The organism is Methanolobus vulcani, from assembly GCF_006546655.1.
GTDB classification, from domain to species: Archaea; Halobacteriota; Methanosarcinia; order Methanosarcinales; family Methanosarcinaceae; genus Methanolobus; species Methanolobus vulcani_A.
In genome coordinates this window covers 296,762-313,626 of record NZ_VIAQ01000015.1, presented here as the reverse complement: position 1 = coordinate 313,626, position 16,865 = coordinate 296,762, and the positions used below count along the sequence as shown (strand labels likewise).

At 41.4% G+C, this 16,865-nt stretch carries 19 protein-coding genes; 4 read left to right on the top strand and 15 right to left on the bottom strand.

The features are described from left to right. Positions 1-69: 69 nt before the first annotated feature. Positions 70-507: a flavodoxin domain-containing protein gene (locus FKV42_RS08935; protein WP_154809873.1), complete on the top strand. Its 438-nt coding sequence runs from the start codon at positions 70-72 to the stop codon at positions 505-507. A 165-nt stretch (positions 508-672) separates the two neighbouring features. Continuing rightward, the gene (locus FKV42_RS08930) at positions 673-885 is read left to right on the top strand and encodes a histone family protein (protein WP_091709407.1); all 213 of its coding nucleotides are present in this window, start codon (positions 673-675) and stop codon (positions 883-885) included. Positions 886-963: 78 nt separating this feature from the next. On the opposite strand, the gene FKV42_RS08925 is transcribed toward FKV42_RS08930, so the two are convergent. The 11 genes from FKV42_RS08925 to FKV42_RS08875 form a co-directional block, all read right to left on the bottom strand. After that, on the bottom strand, positions 964-1,470 hold the full coding sequence (locus FKV42_RS08925; RefSeq protein WP_154809872.1) for a COG2426 family protein: 507 nt from the start codon (positions 1,468-1,470) through the stop codon (positions 964-966). Next, positions 1,467-2,465, bottom strand: coding sequence for a replication factor C small subunit (locus FKV42_RS08920; protein WP_196214100.1), 999 nt, complete (start codon positions 2,463-2,465; stop codon positions 1,467-1,469). The genes FKV42_RS08925 and FKV42_RS08920 overlap by 4 nt, the downstream gene beginning before the upstream one ends. A gap of 105 nt (positions 2,466-2,570) precedes the next feature. Beyond that, positions 2,571-2,903, bottom strand: a complete 333-nt coding sequence (locus FKV42_RS08915) for a DUF4870 domain-containing protein (protein WP_154809871.1) — start codon at positions 2,901-2,903, stop codon at positions 2,571-2,573. Between the two features lie 4 nt (positions 2,904-2,907). Beyond that, on the bottom strand, positions 2,908-3,708 hold the full coding sequence (gene rnfB, locus FKV42_RS08910; protein WP_154809870.1) for an Rnf electron transport complex subunit RnfB: 801 nt from the start codon (positions 3,706-3,708) through the stop codon (positions 2,908-2,910). Further along, positions 3,705-4,292 carry an Rnf electron transport complex subunit RnfA gene (gene rnfA / locus FKV42_RS08905; protein WP_154809869.1) on the bottom strand — a complete coding sequence of 196 codons (588 nt, stop codon included), beginning with the start codon at positions 4,290-4,292 and terminating at the stop codon, positions 3,705-3,707. Before rnfA ends, rnfB begins: the two co-directional genes overlap by 4 nt. 1 nt (position 4,293) lies before the next feature. Next, entirely contained in the window at positions 4,294-4,908 is a 615-nt protein-coding gene (gene rnfE / locus FKV42_RS08900) for an Rnf electron transport complex subunit RnfE (protein WP_154809868.1), read from the bottom strand. A gap of 4 nt (positions 4,909-4,912) precedes the next feature. Continuing rightward, positions 4,913-5,482 carry an Rnf electron transport complex subunit RnfG gene (gene rnfG / locus FKV42_RS08895; RefSeq protein ID WP_154809867.1) on the bottom strand — a complete coding sequence of 190 codons (570 nt, stop codon included), beginning with the start codon at positions 5,480-5,482 and terminating at the stop codon, positions 4,913-4,915. After that, positions 5,475-6,491, bottom strand: a complete 1,017-nt coding sequence (gene rnfD, locus FKV42_RS08890) for an Rnf electron transport complex subunit RnfD (protein WP_154809866.1) — start codon at positions 6,489-6,491, stop codon at positions 5,475-5,477. Before rnfD ends, rnfG begins: the two co-directional genes overlap by 8 nt. 2 nt (positions 6,492-6,493) lie before the next feature. Beyond that, positions 6,494-7,843 carry an Rnf electron transport complex subunit RnfC gene (rnfC, locus tag FKV42_RS08885; protein ID WP_154809865.1) on the bottom strand — a complete coding sequence of 450 codons (1,350 nt, stop codon included), beginning with the start codon at positions 7,841-7,843 and terminating at the stop codon, positions 6,494-6,496. Between the two features lie 12 nt (positions 7,844-7,855). Further along, complete coding sequence (mmcA, locus tag FKV42_RS08880) at positions 7,856-9,343, bottom strand: methanogenesis multiheme c-type cytochrome (RefSeq protein WP_154809864.1); 1,488 nt, start codon at positions 9,341-9,343, stop codon at positions 7,856-7,858. 13 nt (positions 9,344-9,356) lie between these two features. Then, the gene (locus FKV42_RS08875; RefSeq protein WP_154809863.1) at positions 9,357-9,761 is read right to left on the bottom strand and encodes a hypothetical protein; all 405 of its coding nucleotides are present in this window, start codon (positions 9,759-9,761) and stop codon (positions 9,357-9,359) included. 107 nt (positions 9,762-9,868) lie between these two features. Between FKV42_RS08875 and FKV42_RS08870 the strand changes: the two genes are divergently transcribed. After that, a complete protein-coding gene (locus FKV42_RS08870; protein WP_154809862.1) occupies positions 9,869-10,888 on the top strand; it encodes an FAD:protein FMN transferase in 1,020 nt (339 codons plus the stop codon). 28 nt (positions 10,889-10,916) lie between these two features. On the opposite strand, the gene thpR is transcribed toward FKV42_RS08870, so the two are convergent. Then, complete coding sequence (gene thpR, locus FKV42_RS08865; protein WP_154809861.1) at positions 10,917-11,459, bottom strand: RNA 2',3'-cyclic phosphodiesterase; 543 nt, start codon at positions 11,457-11,459, stop codon at positions 10,917-10,919. A gap of 139 nt (positions 11,460-11,598) precedes the next feature. Here thpR and FKV42_RS08860 point away from each other — a divergent pair, with 139 nt between their 5' ends. Then, positions 11,599-12,471: a DNA integrity scanning protein DisA nucleotide-binding domain protein gene (locus FKV42_RS08860; protein WP_154809860.1), complete on the top strand. Its 873-nt coding sequence runs from the start codon at positions 11,599-11,601 to the stop codon at positions 12,469-12,471. Positions 12,472-12,667: 196 nt separating this feature from the next. Here the strand turns inward: FKV42_RS08860 and FKV42_RS08855 are convergent, their stop codons facing one another. The 3 genes from FKV42_RS08855 to rqcH form a co-directional block, all read right to left on the bottom strand. Further along, on the bottom strand, positions 12,668-13,240 hold the full coding sequence (locus tag FKV42_RS08855; RefSeq protein WP_154809859.1) for an acetate uptake transporter: 573 nt from the start codon (positions 13,238-13,240) through the stop codon (positions 12,668-12,670). Positions 13,241-13,771: 531 nt separating this feature from the next. Beyond that, positions 13,772-14,815, bottom strand: coding sequence for an mRNA surveillance protein pelota (locus FKV42_RS08850; protein ID WP_154809858.1), 1,044 nt, complete (start codon positions 14,813-14,815; stop codon positions 13,772-13,774). A 16-nt stretch (positions 14,816-14,831) separates the two neighbouring features. Then, entirely contained in the window at positions 14,832-16,823 is a 1,992-nt protein-coding gene (gene rqcH / locus FKV42_RS08845; RefSeq protein ID WP_154809857.1) for a ribosome rescue protein RqcH, read from the bottom strand. Positions 16,824-16,865: the final 42 nt, after the last annotated feature.

The following is a 16,865-nucleotide window of genomic DNA, read 5'->3' as shown; positions in this document are numbered from 1 at the left end:
ATGAACGTGCACCCCACATAATTGTAAGATGGTAGTGAAAACTGCCATTTGTTAATTGGGGGTTAAATAGTGCCAAGACTAGCTATAGTATACCTTAGCACCCAGGGGAGTACAAAGATGATGGCTGAAGCCGTTGCAGAGGGTGCACGTGAAAAGCATATAGATGTCGATGTTGACAACTTTTATGAATGGGACCCGGCAGAAGTTGCAAAATATGATGCAATCTGCATAGGTTCGTCCACATTCTATTACACAATGCTTGAACCCATAGCTAAATTCCTGGATAAATTAATCGACATAGGAATTGAAGGTAAACTGGGTGCTGCATTTGGATCTTATGGATGGAGTGGGGAAGCACCGGTCCTGATTGCTGAAAAGCTTCGAAAAGCTGGTGTAGAAGTAATTGATCCAGTATTAAGGATACAATACATACCAAATGAAAAAGATCTGGCTGAATGTATCAGACTTGGAAAAGACCTGGCTATCAAGATGAAAAAGAGAGAGTGAATTAATCTAGTCTTAAATTGGAAAAAATATCCAAATGACCCTGAAAAGACAAATAGGCTTGATTTGATTTGGAATTTTTATTAAAAAACTATATATAGGTTCTTTTGCTAGTTGTTAGAGAATACTAAACCAGATTCAAAATATAATTCATATAAGAGGATATTTATGACAATAATTCCATTCGCACCTATTGAGAGAGTTATAAGAAATGCCGGAGCACAAAGAGTAAGCGAGTCTGCAGGAATGGCACTCACCGCCATACTTGAAGAATACGGTCTTGAAATATCAAGAGAAGCTATCAAGCTCGCAGAGCACGCTGGCAGAAAAACAGTAAAAGCTGAAGATATCAACCTTGCAAAAGAGATGCTGGGCAAATAATCCCGGATATCTTACTTTTTTTATTTCTATTCAATATTCTGTAATTCTATTGTTGTAAACATCAGCCTTGAATGCGTTTCAGCTAATGAGGTCTACCAGGCCGATTCCACCTAATGTAACACTACTTACGATTATTCCTGCAATCAGTACTCCTGCAAGTATTGCCGGAAATGCATGACGGAACTTGATGCCAAAAACAAATGCTGCTGCACATCCGGTCCATGCACCTGTAACAGGCAACGGCACTGCAACAAAGAGTGTTAGTGCAAGCGTACCATATTTCTCAAATCTTTCCGAATGGTTACGTTGGGTTCTTCCAAAAAGCCATGAGAAAAATTTGTCGAATATGGAATAACGGCGAAGATAAGTAGAAACAGGTTCCAGGAACAAAAGCAGAGGAACAACAGGAAGCATATTACCCAATACTGCAAAAATGAATGCAGATACCGGGCTCATTTCATATATCCCAAGTGCAATAGGAATGGCACCCCTTAATTCAAATATTGGCATTGCACCGATTATCACAGTTGCAAGCCAATGAGGAAAAGAGGAAAGTAATTCCAGTACTGCTACTTCAAGACTCAATTACATTCCTTTCCTGATAATGCAAAGTGTGCCAGCAGGCATTCAAGCTGTATTCTTTCATTTGCACCTTCGGTTAACCTGAAATCGATCTCACCAATAACATCTATCAGTTCGACCATTTTCTTTTCAGGAATGTCAACATCAAACATAGCCCTGTATATCTGACCCACAACGTCCTCTCCGGAAAGACCCTGCTCCAGCAGAAGGCTGTCCAGATGTTTTCTTGCAGCACTGAAACTTCCATCCAGTGCAGTTGTGATCAGTTCTTTCACCTGCTCAGGACGTGCTGTTGCAGTGATCTTGTAAATTGCATCCTTATGGATCGTGTCAGCAATCAGAGCCGCTGCCTGAAGAGCATTGATAGCTTTTCTCATATCACCCTGGGCGACATATTTGATAGCATCCACACCATCATCTGCAATATCCAGATTCTCGTTATTAGCTACAAATCTTACACGTTCTGCCACAGCCTCATCAGACAACGGACGGAACCTGTATACTGCACATCTTGACTGGATAGGCTCAATGATCTTGGATGAGTAATTGCATGAAAGAATGAAACGACAATTGTTGGTGTAGCGTTCCATTGTACGTCTGAGCGCAGACTGCGCATCAGAGGTTAAAGCATCTGCTTCATCAAGGAAGATTATCTTGAAATCTGCGCCTCCTATTGGTGTTGTTTTTGCAAAGTTCTTGATCTTTGTCCTGACAACATCAATACCACGTTCATCAGAAGCATTAAGCTCGGTGAAGTTCTCACGCCATGATTCCCCGAAAAGCTCACGTGCTATTGACACAGAAGTTGCAGTTTTTCCAACTCCAGGAGGACCTGAGAACAGGAGATGTGGAAGGTTTCTCGTTTTAATGTACGATTTAAGCCTTTCTACAGTCTCTTTCTGGCCGACCACGTCATCAAGCTTAAAGGGCCTATACTTTTCAATCCATATCTCTTCTTTAATTTCAAACCCTCCGCATAGAAGTATGCATACCTGCATTAATAGGAAGATGTAGTTTTTTAAGTTTTCGTAGATAAAAAAAAGATGTGCAGGATTATGCCAGATGGCACCCTGCTGATTTTGTATTTCTGTGTATTTCTGATTTTACTGATAGATCAGCTTGTAAGCGTAACTGCCCACAACAGGGATCTTAAGCATTGTACCCTTGCATGCCATTATAACAAGCACCAGTATGAAGAACAATGAACCGAATCCAAGGAAATCGGCTATGATCCAGCCAACATATGGAATCCATCCCACAATGAAAATGATAAGTGAAAGTGGGAGGAATATCAATAATGACTGCATTGCATGGAACCTGACAAACTTGTTATCCGGCTCAATGAGCAGGAAAATAATCCCTGTGATCCAGAATCCTACATAACTGAGGGCTGCTACGATATTTTCGTTCAGACCAACCTTTGTCTTATATGTCATATGATCACCTGATTGAAATTGAGTTCTGTGGACATTTCTCCACGCATAATCCACATGCAGTACATTTCTCCTGGTCGATCTCCGCAAGGAAATTGGTTACCTTGATGGCTTCCTCAGGACAACTCTTCTCACATATCTTACATCCGATACAACCAACGGTACAGGACTCCTTAACTGCCTTACCTTTATCATGTGACATACAGAGTACATGTACCTTTTCTGTTTCCTTTGCAAACACAAGTATGTCATTCGGACATGATGCAATACAAAGTCCACAACTCGTACAAAGGTTCTTGTTCACATGTGGAAGGCGGTCCTCACCAATGGAAAGAGCACCGAAAGGACATGCACGTACACAGGTACCTCTGCCCATACATCCGTAATTACAGCCTTTTTCACCGTCTGACAGCATCATAACTGCCTTACAGTCCTCAAAGCCAACATAATCGAAACGGTCGACACAATTAAGGCCACCATTACATCTGACGAATGGATACTGTTCTTCGCCCTCTACAACTTCCTGTCCGAGAATGCCACCAATTTCCTTGGCAACATCAAACCCACCGACAGGGCAACCGTTGATAGGAGCACCTTCGTTGACAACACGTTCTGCAAAGTCTGCACAACCTGCGTAACCACAGGCACCACAGTTAGCTCCAGGGAGAACCTCAACAATCTCATCGACCAGAGGATTTGTCTCTACCTTGAATTTCTTTGATGCCACTACAAGCATTACACCTACAGCCAGTCCAAGGCCACCAAGGATGGCTGTAGCCTGTACAAGTAAAGTTACCAGTTCGCTCATATTGGAATCACCCAGAAGTAATTAACAAAAGCAAGAGAAAGCATTGTTGCGATGAAGAATGCCTGTGGCAGACCCCTTATTGATGATGGGATATTCACAAATGTTGATCTTTCTCTTATACCGGCCATCATGAGCATTACAATGGTGTATCCAAGACCTGCTGATGTACCGAAAACAACACTCTGTGCAAAGTTATAACCTGAACTTTCGTTGAGCAATACTGCACCCAATACAGCACAGTTAGTTGTAATCAGTGGCAGGTAAATACCCAATGAACGATAAAGTGAAGGAATCTGTTTTCTAACTACGAATTCTACCAGCTGTACAAGTGCTGCAATTACAACAATGAAGCTGATAAGGTCAAGGAATTCCATCTTTGTCGGTACCAGAATATAAGTGTAGAGTAGGTACGATACCGTCGAAGCCATCGCCATAACAAACACAACAGCTCCGGACATTCCTGTGGCACTTTTCACATCTTTGGTTACGCCCACAAAGGAACATAATCCAAGGAACTGGATCAGCAGGAAATTATTGATGAATAGACCATCCATAAAGATTGAGAATAATGCATCTTCTGCCATATTATTCACCTCTTTCCAGTTTCTTTGCTTTCTGATAGTTTACAATTGCCATCAGTGCTCCGATTGTAACAAAAGCACCTGCAGGCAATATCATTGTGGTAATTGGATAACTGAGTGACAGGTTGATCAATGAGTAACCGAATACCACGATCTGTCCTGTTCCAAGGAGTTCCCTTATTCCACCAATGAGCATCAAAACAAGTAAGAAACCTGTTGATGTACCAAAACCATCTATCATAGAATAGAAAACATTATTCTTGTTCGCATATGCTTCTGCACGTCCGATAATAATACAGTTTACGACTATAAGGGGAATAAAAACACCTAAAGCCGCATACATCGACGGCGAATACGCTTCCATAATCATATCCACTATAGATACGAAAGTAGCTATGATAATGATGAATATTGGAAGCCTAACTGTTGAAGGAATCTGTTTTCTCAGGGATGAAACCAGCATATTCGAGCATACTAATACAAATGCAGTACCTGCAGCCATACCGATAGCATTTTCAACCGAGGTGGTAACTGCCAGCGTTGGGCAGAGTCCCAGAACAAGTCCGAATGTCGGATTATCCCTTGTAATACCACGTATAAATTCACTTAAAGGATCCATAATATCACTCCTCTGCCTCTTCAATTTCACTAATCTTTGTATTCAGGGCATCTACTACCGCTGTTGAAGATATCGTTGCACCGGTTATTGCATCAATAGCTCCACCATCTTTGGAAAGACTTAGTGAAGCTAAAGGAACATCAATGAACTTACTCTGAAAATCATCAGTCACGATCTTAGCACCCAGTCCCGGAGTCTCTGAATGACTTAGAACATCCATTCCATATACATAAGAGAATGTGGAGTCTACAGCTCCTGCAACAACTATTATTCCCTGTGCTCCTGTCTGACTCTGGAAGAAGGCATAACCAATTATACTACCTGAGGAATCAAGTGCACGGTAATAGAGAATGACAGGATTACCATCGTCATCAACTGTGTCACCATAGACAGGGTCAAAGCTGGCGGCATCGGAAATTAGCCCTGCCAGAATCTCAGTTTTGGCATTGGCCTCATTGACCTTGAGCTGAGCACTTGTTGGCACATAAGTGATACCTAACAGAAGAGCTGCAACAATAGATATGAGTACAATTTTTGCAATAACTATAGCTGTCTCTTTACCGGAGTCACTCATTGTTGACCACCTCGAACTTCAAAGATGACGGGATTTTATCCATTACACGCCTGTACGCTTTTTCCGCACATGACATTGTTCCATATGATGCGGGCATTGTATTGATTTCAATAAATGATGCTACACAGTTTGCAAGGAATATACCATACAGCAATCCATCAACGTAGTTAGCAAAGTAACCGTAAATGAATACAAGTACACCACATGTAATTCCGTAAACGATACGTCCTTTTTTGGTAATGGGAGATGTTGCTGTATCCGTTGCCAGGAAGAGTATTCCAAAGAAAACAATTCCTATCATTGAATATGAAAGCTCAGGACTTGGGCTAAGGACTGCAAACATCTGTGACATGTACATTAATGGATTCAGGCTGCCTTTATGAATAAGATCCATTACGCCTGAAATGAAAAGCAATGCCTGCGGCAATACTATCATTGTTGCAAAAAATGAAAGTGGAACTCTCCAGTCAATATACCTTTTATAGATAAGATAAAGACCACCAATAAGCAGTATTGGAGAAACACCCACCATCAGCCCTGCACCGTGCTCAAGTATAAGATCTGAGAACTGACCGATATGAGGAATGGATGCAGGTGTCATAAACCCGGACCATGCACTTCTTGTAAATACCCATCCTACAAGAACAGGATTGAATATGTAAGAACCGATTCCACCAAACACGTGTTTGCCCACGGTTATTGCAAAGAAAGTTGCAAAAGCAGCAATCCACAATGGAGCTTCAGGTGGAATTAGTAATGCCAGCATGAGTCCGATCATGGCAGCATGGCCATCTGCAACTCTTACTTTTTGCTTGGAAATTGTCTGTATGGCAAATTCGGTTACCACAGCAGATACCACTGATGCAACAATAATACCAAGGGCAGGAATGCCAAAGAAGTATATCGCTGCAAGACAGAGTGGAAGCAGAGCAATTATTTTACTATAATTTAATGTCTTGAAATCTAATTTTGTTTTCTTATGAGGGGGAGCTGAAATTGTATATGTCATTTTTACTCACCTCCGCAGCCACAACCAAGTTTCAGGTTTGATGACTCTTTTTCAGGCATATCCTCATATGCCATTTCAATGGCATCCTTTGCATACCTGATAAGCTGTAAAATGTGTATCTTGGAAGGACAGACCGCTGCACAATCACCACATTCAATGCAGTTTTCAACATGTATCTGCCTGCATTCATCAAAGCGACCCTGGTCTGCCATGACAGCAAGGCGGCTTGGTATAAGTTCCACAGGACAGACATCCACGCAGCGTGCACAGTGGATACATTCTATTGATTCACCCCTGATGACCTCCTCAGGTTTCTGGATGGAAATCCTTGTGGTTCCTTTAGTTACAGGTACCTGATCAGTATACTGTGCCACACCGGTCCTTACACCATTAGCTATTATCTTGCCAATCTCACCTGTGTAACCATATGAATCAATTACATCCTTGAATGTGGTACCAATCCTGACAAAGAGATATTCCATCTTGTTAGAAACACCTTCAACTGAAATAACAGTATCATAAAATGGAGTTCCTTCATGGACAGCATCGTAAAGTGCTTTTGCAGATCTGATACCACAAACTGCAACTCCTGCATCAGTTGGATCACAGCCGATCTTAACCTTTCTTCCTGTTACTCTGTAAGTGAAGAAATTAAGAATCTTCTTACCGAAGATGCGCTCCTGGGAAACAATAACAATATCTGAATTTTGTTCATTGAAGTAGTAGCCTACATTGCGGCTTCCAATAAGAGGTGCGACCTTCAGCTTCTTTTTGTCAACTTCAATGCCTTCAAAGGCATCAATTGACTCCTTATCATCAGTCCTTAGGACAATTGCACCCTTTTTAGCACCTGCTGCCTTCATGAGAAGTTTTAAGGCATCTATCATCTGGAATGCATAATCATCCGGAGTCTTGAATGTTCCACCAATCCATTCGGATGATGTAGCATTGATAAGTACAGTATCTATCTTTTTACCCTTTGGTCTTAAGACTGTGTGAGTAGGCATTCCGTAGTGTTCTACGATACCTGATTCCTTAATGAACTCGGCAAGCTTGTCAGGTTTTACATCCTTGCATGCTGAGAATGCAACACTTTCATTGCTGTCTTCAGGCTGGATGATAACACTCATCACCTTGTTTCCATCCGGATGAGCTGCCTCTTCTATGGCAATAACCTCACCACAGACACTTGAATGAACTGCAGAAGACTGGTATTCAGCACTTCCACCTATTTTCTGTCCAATGAGAACCCTGTCACCTTTCTTCACAAGGGGTTCACAGACAGCACCCCTGTGCTGCCTGAGCGGAATAATGACCTTTTCCGGTAATGTCTCTAATTTTTTGATTTCCACATTATCAACTCCTTAGAATGCAGGCTCCCGCTCAACCTCAGTAGGTTTTGCATTTTCATCTGTCGCTTCAATGGTCTGTGTGGTGAAATCGGCTTCTGGATCAGTTACTGCCGGGTCCTTCTCATATCCCAGAGCTGTCCAGCCAATAGCTGTTGCAGTGCTGCCGTGACAATCTGCACATACAAGTGGATCCTCAAGACCTACACTTGAACTTACAATATTGTGGCTCACCTGATAATACAATTCAACATGTCTGAGAACTGCATTTGGATAATCTGCAGTTCCATCTGCATCACCATCATACGTACTAATCTCTTCTACAGTTACGTTGCCATCACCGTTAGCATCTGCACTTAATACATCTGCAGGAGCTATAGGGTTACCAATTGATGAACTGTTGTCAGGGTCTGCAAGAACTTCAGCATCGATTCCTTCATCCCACCAGATACCTGTGATCACGTTGAATGGTTTGAGCACTGAATCGTTGCTTTGTTCCTGAGCTGTTGGCAATGTATCATAAGAAACCCCTGAGGACCATGAGATAGTCGGAGTGAATTCGGAATCATATATAACATCTTCACGAACACCATTCTTCCAGCTGAATGACTTCAGTACCGGAGTGCCAGTCTCATCGGAACCTGGTAATGCAGGGATGTGACATGACTCACAGCTTACTGTTTCAAGGTGACCATCGGCAATTGTACCGTGTGAGATACCTTCGTGACATCCTGATGAGTCACATTCCAGTACGCCAAGTTCAGATTCCATATGAACATCTTCAGAGCTGAACAAGTATTCACGGCTTCCAATATTATGTTCCTCTGTAACGTGACATTCCTGACAATCTACAGAATCGTGAACATCATAAGAAGCTGAATCTTCAAGGGTCCATGCAACAGCAGTTGTCTCAACGTCAGCAGAGTGACAGTTGCTGCTACAAAGTGTCTTGCTCGGAGCACCGTTTACCTCATCATGAACTTCTGTTACAAGTGGGAGTGGTGCCAAAACATCAAGCATGTAGCTTACCATATAAAGTGTGTCACCCTGTATTTCTTCACTTGACTCTTCAATTGCAGCTTCATTGGCATTCTCGAAGTCACCTGAAGCGATACTTTCTGCACGTGCCTCAAAGTCATATCCTACCTGGTTGTGGCAGGCCATACAGTCAATGTCAACACCATAATCTGACATATAGCCGCCACCGGGGTGAACCTGTCCGTATGTTACAGCCATTGAGCCTTCATCAATGCTGTCAACATCAACACCATACTCCATGATAGAGGTCCATTTTTTCAGATCCTGCTGAACATGGTCGGATTCTGATACTTCCTCGTATACTCCTGCGTGACAACCACTGCATGAACTGTCAGACCATGTCTGTTCAGTCATGTAATGAGTGGACATGACTTCATTACCGGTGCTGCCGACATATGCATAAATTCCAGCTACAGCGAACATCACAACGAGGATACCTATAAGAATTACATTTAATTTAGCCATAATTTGCCTCGCGTCATTTCTCTGCAACTTCTTCAAGCTGTTTGATTACAACAATAATTTTGTTTCTCAAATCCTGCTCATTTGTTATTTTCATGTCATTAGAAACGTATTTGCTAATCTCGAATGACTTTCGCACTACTCTGACATTAAAGTCAAAAACCTTATCAAGAAGACCATTTTGAGGAGATACACCCAAAAAGTCCACATCCATATGATTGCCAAGTACATTGGCTTTAAGTTCAATTTTATCTAGAGGGGAGCCGGGTTTTATGTAAATAATATGATGTTTCACAAAACCAAAGTGCTTCTCTATACCTCTCCAGCCGTATTCTTCCATTAATTGATGAAGAGCGACAACAAGGTACTTATCCTTGCTTGAACTTGTTCCCGTACCTGATCCTGCGCTGGGATTGCTCATTCTATTACTTCCTTTGGATGAATATAATAATTATAACAGAAGGAAATCCACTTCCTTCCTATCCGCGGTACATAGGTTTAATATTTAGTTATATCTTTTCATATTACATGAGGTATAAAACTGTTGCCATTGTACTGATAGCGGTTTTCACAGGATTATTAATGATAGATTATGTCCAGGACATGGATTCACAGAGCCTTCCTGAACAACAAGTTTACTCACAAACCAGAAGCCTGATGGACACTACTGTGACCATCGCAGTGGTAAATTCCAACGAAACATCTGCTATTGAAATAATAAATCGTGCTTTTGAAAAAATAAATTATGTTGATGGGGTGATGAACAACTACGACAATAGTAGTGAAATAAGTATCCTCAACAATGAGGGAGAAGTAACTAATGCAGACCCTGAACTTGTCAATGTGATAAGCCGCTGTACATATTATTCTGAAAAAAGCAGTGGTGCCTTTGACATCTCAATTCAACCAATACTGGACCTGTGGGCCAGCAAATATGCACCGGGTGGAACTAACCAGCCTCCCACATCCGATGAGATCAATGAAACCTTAAAACTTGTCAATTATTCAGCAATAATGATTGAAGGAAATAATGTTTCCATGAAGAACGAAATGAAAATTACCCTGGGCGGCGTTGCAAAAGGATACGCGGTTGATGCTGCCATAGAATCAATGATTGATGATGGAATTACTTCAGGATTTGTAAATGCAGGTGGAGATGGAAGATATATTGGTACAAAGGCTGATGGCAGCCAATGGAAAGTAGGACTACAGAACCCTGACAAAAGCGAAGATGCAGTTACCATCATGAATATCCAGGATGTTGCAGTGGCAACCAGCGGAAATTATGAAAGGTATTTCAGCGATGAAGCTAAGGTTTCACACATCGCAGATCCACGCACGGGGTACCCATCAAGTAATCTTATAAGCAGTACTGTCATTGCGCAGACGACAATGGACGCAGACGCACTGGCAACTTCTGTATTCATTCTCGGAGAGGAAGACGGACTTGCAATGGTCGAGAAGCTGGAAGGTGTAGAATGCCTTATCATAACAAATGATAAGGAAATAATAATGTCTTCAGGATTCTCGTCTTACGAAAATAATTAAAAATCAGTGACAAAGGGCTTAGCCTGCATTATTGCAGGCTGACCTCATGAAGAGTTTCATAGATTGGCCCTTTAGGGGTCAATGTACTCTTTTTTAACTTGATGGAGTTTACCTCCATAGAACCGATTTCAAAATCCTTCAGCTCATCAAGCAGTTCCAGAAATTCTGCTTTTTTCTTTTTAGGAAGATATTTCACTCTTGCCAGAGTGGCATGTGGACTAAATCTGTGATGGGTAGGCTCAAATTCAAAAGATGAAAGAGTGCTTTCAATCTGCTCATTAAGGTCATCAAAGTTTCCATCACATCCAAGCCAGATGACCTTGGCAAATTTCGGTTTGGGGAAAACACCGATACCTTTCACATGAGAACTAAATGATTGACATTTCACATTGTCAAGGGCTTTTGATATATCAGGAATCTGATTGTCTGGCACTTCACCAAGGAATTTCATGGTAATGTGCACCAGATCAGGACCTACAAACTTGAATTTGAATTCATTGAACTTCAATTGAATTTCGGTAATCTTTTCATGCAACTCCACAGGGAAATCTACCGCAATAAAAGCTCTCACCACACATATCACCAATTATCATTTATACTGAGGACATAAATTAATATCGCTGCTAAACATGCTTTATTTATAAAATGAGAATATATAATATCTTATGATTCAGTAGTTTTATTGTTGATTCAAAAACAGAGGGGATAATTTGGACAGTGCACAGGTAGTTGTCAACACTGCTGTCAGGCTTGCAGAAGAGCTGAAATCAACGGCTATAATAATATCAGGAGACGCGAATTTTGAAAAGCCTGAGACAAGCATACCGGTATATTTTGCAAGCAGCAAACAAAAGAATATAATAGATCACCTGGTGGCAAGCAGCAAAACAAAGGAAGAAAAAACAAAAGAGATTCTTGATAAAATAGGCCAGCAAGCAGCCGGAAAGATAGAACATGTGGAAAATGTCTCCGCAATTGAATTCATTCTGGAAGAGATCAGCGAAGGAACCATAATAGGCATAATCGAAAGCAAGGACTCGTATGCTATTGTAGTCCATAACCTTGAAGATAATGCTATTGTGAAGAAAATGAAGGAATGTGAAGAAAGAGTTGCTTCAGAGGTCCTGCGCGCTGTTTTGAAAATTGCTTTTGATATCTCCAACACAGGCCGCGAAGGTAAGCAGATAGGTACTGCTTTTATAGTAGGTGATGTGGATGAGGTCATGGTGCGCTCACACCAGATGATCTTAAATCCCTATGCTGGCCAGGAAGACTCAGATCGCAACCTGATAGATAAAAAGAACTGGGAATCTGTGAAAGAGTTTGCCCAGCTTGATGGTGTTTTTGTAATATCGGAAGAGGGCATGGTCGAAGCTGCAGGAAGATATCTTGATGTGGACGCAAGAGATATCGATGTTGAAAAAGGCCTTGGTGGTCGGCATGTCTCTGCAGCGGCAATTACAAGGGATACCGTATCAATTGCAATCACAGTCTCACAATCAGGTGGAGTCATCCACATTTATATGGATGGAAAAGAGCTGATGCACATTGAATCAACTGAAAGAGCTGTGCGCCTTGGTTGATTAATACAATGAAAATCTAATTTTAAATTAGAAAAATAATAAATTTTGTTCATAATTTATTTTTTGGCAATCTAATCTCAAAGTAGCGAATGTAGCATTTGAAAGATTAGTAGAGAAATAAGTAAAAAAGAAATGAGTTGACCGGTAGAAGCTACCAGTCATTTGCATAAGTCTTGTAATTCTTACTCAAACTCACTTAAATTGGCAACTTTATTCCAACTGAGTCATATACAAGTGCAGTTGCAAGATAAAGTGCTGCAATACCTGTAATCAGAGTAATGATACCTGCAATTGGCAGTGGTAGCATTCCGAAGAATACAAGTGCAAGACTGAAGAATGTGAGGTCAAGCACTACAAAGACCACGGTAATCATCTTCACACCGATCTTGAGTGTGGCAACTGTGAGTGATGTTGCGATGAGACCCCATACGAGTGTAAAGAATCCCATTGATGAGGCACTTGCTGCATCTAATGGTGCACCCCAAAGTCCTGCTGGTGCAAGATTGATGTATGAAAATGCAAACCACCAAAGACCAAATATTGTGAATGCTGTTGCAGCAAAGGTGTCACCTTTCTGCCAGAGCTGCCATCCTGCCAATACTTCTGCGACACCACCAAGAGTTATTGCCATTGCAATAACCATAGCGGCATCTGAGAACATGCCAGAGTTCAATAATCCTGCAAATGTTGCTGCAAAACCAAGACCGTAGAAACCTACTGCTGCCGGACTTGCTGCAGACAAATCTTTAACTGTAATTTCTCCTTCCATAGTTTATCACTTCCCTAAGATAAAATTGGATAAATATTATTAATATTCAAATTTGCATAATTGTTTATACTGACCATAAAATAAAACGTCAGAAATTCGTTTCCATCAATTCTTGTAATACGTAACTGCTTGCTACCTCCACATAGCTGCTTGCTACCTCCACGTAACTGCTTGCTACCTCCATCAAGTGTTACCTATTTCACCTCCAGATAAGGACTTTAAAATAGAAGTATATATCATTTTTGATTATGACAATATTGAATAGTCTTGATTTTAGCTTTTTTTTGAGAACAAAGAGATATAAAGGCTTTAAAAATAATATAAAAATATATTTGGCTCTTTTTTACTTTAAAACACTAAAAAAAACCTACAAAACTTGCCATAAATATAAAATACGAGAGATAAAATTAATAAGTGTTGCCTCTTTGCATACAATGCACATAACACACAACACCGATGGGAAAAGCTTAAATAATTGACAGAGCGTATAATAAGGTTTTTGACAAGTAAACCAATATGAAAAAAGAATAATCAAATTTTGAAACGCAACAAGGCAGCGATTCCACCTAGTGCAAGCAACTTCTGGCCGGGTTCAAATATTGTGCTGAAAACAACAATTTTGCCCTGAGAGTGCTCTACCGCTTGCAAAAAGGAATCAATATCTCCTTTTTCACGTTCCATCCTCAGCATCTCATCTGCAACCAGAAGTGTATCAATAGAGCCGTAATCCAGAGCCAGCTTTACTTCATCTAATCCGTAGGCAAACTTGCCATCCATGGAAATCTCTTTTAAGAGATCATCCATTAAGCGGGACTCGCGGGCAATGCGGGACTCCTCCATGATCCTGTCCACCGCTCCACGCTTCAGTACTTCCTGGAAACCGGATATTCCGATGGAAGAAGTATCCTCTGTAACAACACGGGAAGAAAACTCTGCTTCTTTATATTTCAGGTACTTCATGAAATCGTCTTTTATGAATCCAGGCCCTGCAACAACTACAGCTTCTGACTCCGATGCTGCATGCAATAACTGATCGATTATCTCATGGAAGAAAACCTCTCTAAGAGTACCTTCACTCCTTTTCCCTGAAGACTGGCTTATGTGGGAATATAATTCAATTCCGTAATGACGTACAAGACCAATATCCGCATCCCCTTCTTCAATAGCAAGAATGACAACTTTTGGTCGCTTGGAAGAAGCTTCAGCCTCATCAATACGCTCTATCTGGTCCTTTTTCCAGTTTTTGATTATTGAAAGGTCAACCCCTTCCTCAACATTAAAAGTATGATAATGACCTGCATCCATTCCCTGCTCAATAAGGCCATGAATTCTCAGACGATTTGAAAATTTATGGAATTCTATTTCTTCCACACGGATACCCAGTCTTACTGTTTTCTTCTCGACCTTTTCAGGGCGGAGCTTATCGGCAGAAGTATCTGCCTTTCTTTTAGTAAGGGCGAATATGAGGTCACCTTTCTCTATAATATACTTGAGGTGCCAGAGATCATCCAGTGTTTCAGGAACGATTTTAATTTCACCTTCTCTGCCTTTCAGATTTCTCTTTACGACCCGCATATTTACACCTTAAAATTCATACCTTAATATCAGATTCACCCGGTGGAAGCATCATTGCTATCTTGTCAGGTGAAGCTATCTGCTTGACGAAATTCGGCTCTTTCAATTTCTCTACATATACCTTATATATTTTTTTGGCAATGTCGTTCTGATTATACTTACCAGGAATAACTTCCACCACATGCTGACCATGTTTGCGGACAGCAGAGGTCGGACCGCCAATAACCCTTGTGCTTCCTTCGAGTTCAAGGCCAACAGCGGCTGCAACCTGAACGTCTCTGAAATAGTTCCTTTCACCACGTATTACAAAGGAACCTTTCTTAAGATACTCTCCGGTTTCCGGTGTCTTGGAAACCTGTTCAGGTTTTATCCAGTAACAATCACCGCTGAACTGGCCTGATTTCCATACACTTGAATAAGAAACCACAAATTGTGCAGTCTCCTGTAAAGTTGTTTCAGGCACATCCTTGCCCATTGTCTTGATAACTGTAATCGGAGCTCCAGGAGTCTGAGTGTGAAATACGATATCACGCTTTTCCATGTATTTTTTAACGATTTCCTCATTGCTGTCAGCGTCCCTTCCTGCTACTACGAGGAAACCGTCAGAGGACATGAACCATCTGAAACGCTCATACCAGTACTTCTTGTTGCTGACCTTGCGTTTATTAGAAACTTTCTTTTCACGTTTCTGCATGGCAAGTTTAGTATCTTCTATGGCTTTGAGGGCACCATCTTTCTTTTTGGTGAGCTTCTTGGCCTTATCATAATAGACCTGTGCATTCTGAGGAATTGTAAGTTTAATATCTATAGTAGCCCTTGTGCCGTCAAGGTTCAGAACAATATTCCCTTCTGCCGAATTAATATTCTCAATCCATTTTGCAGCAGGGACAGTATCTTTTGCCTTTTTAACAATGGATTTGATCTCATCCCATGAATAACCCTTATCACGAGCATGTTTAAGGACATTAATGACCTCTTCGATCTCAACATAGTTTGCATAGATGACTTCTGCAATGCGGGTTTGTTTGTCTGCATCCTTCCCAAACTTTTCAATGGCAGCTTCCTGCTTTTGCAGACGGCGGGCAAATACGTCAACCTTCTCTTTCTTGACAGCCGTTACCGCTTCCTGCACTGATTCTGCGGCAGCTTTTCCAAAGAACCCATCAAGAGCAGCATTAAATGTAGGGAATGATTCTTTCTCGAAGTCCTTGTATATGGACAGTTCGAGCGGAAGCACATCTAATGGCTTTAACTCACCCTTGTCCTCTTTTTTCACAAGACAGGGTTTAAGGTCGCCTGACAATAGTGGTTTAAACAAATCCTGAAGAGCAGAAATGATTGCCTGAATTCCATCGGAACCTATTTCTTTTGCTGGTTCTGACTTGTTCACACCTGACCTTGCGCATACTTCTTCTGCAAGCACCCCACCAAGGTTGAATCTTGTAGCGATAGTCCTCACAACATCTGCATCTGATGCTGCAAATACATTTTCAAGATCGTTTGCGGTGGCATCTACCGGACTAATCTGAGCCTCCGGATACTGATAAACTTCTCCACTGCGTATTCTTCTTCCCTTGAAGGTTACAGGCTTCATCGGAAGGATGATCTTTCTCTCGGAATCAAGAAGGACAATGTTTCCCGGGGAGAACAATTCCACAACAAGAACAGTTTCCACACCACCACGTACAACACCGATCTCAAGTATCCTGTCAAAGTCATACTGTTTGACAAAAGTAATGCGGCCTGCCATGATGTGTTTTCTTAGCATCATGGGGAATGACTGTGGAATCTTGGGACTTGGACGAATATACTGGCTCATATGAGCACGTTTCCCTGCCTCGATCACAAGGTTATCCCTGCCTTTTTCATAGACAAAGAGATTTATCCTTATCTCGTCGGGTGCAGGCTGGTAAATCTTAGCTATCTTAGCATCTATTATAGATGTCTCACCGGAGCTTAGCTCAAGGGCAAGGGCAGCTACATCAGCACTCGTCATTTCCTTCTTCATGCGTGGACTATAATGTAGACGGTGACTATAAGGTTTATGACG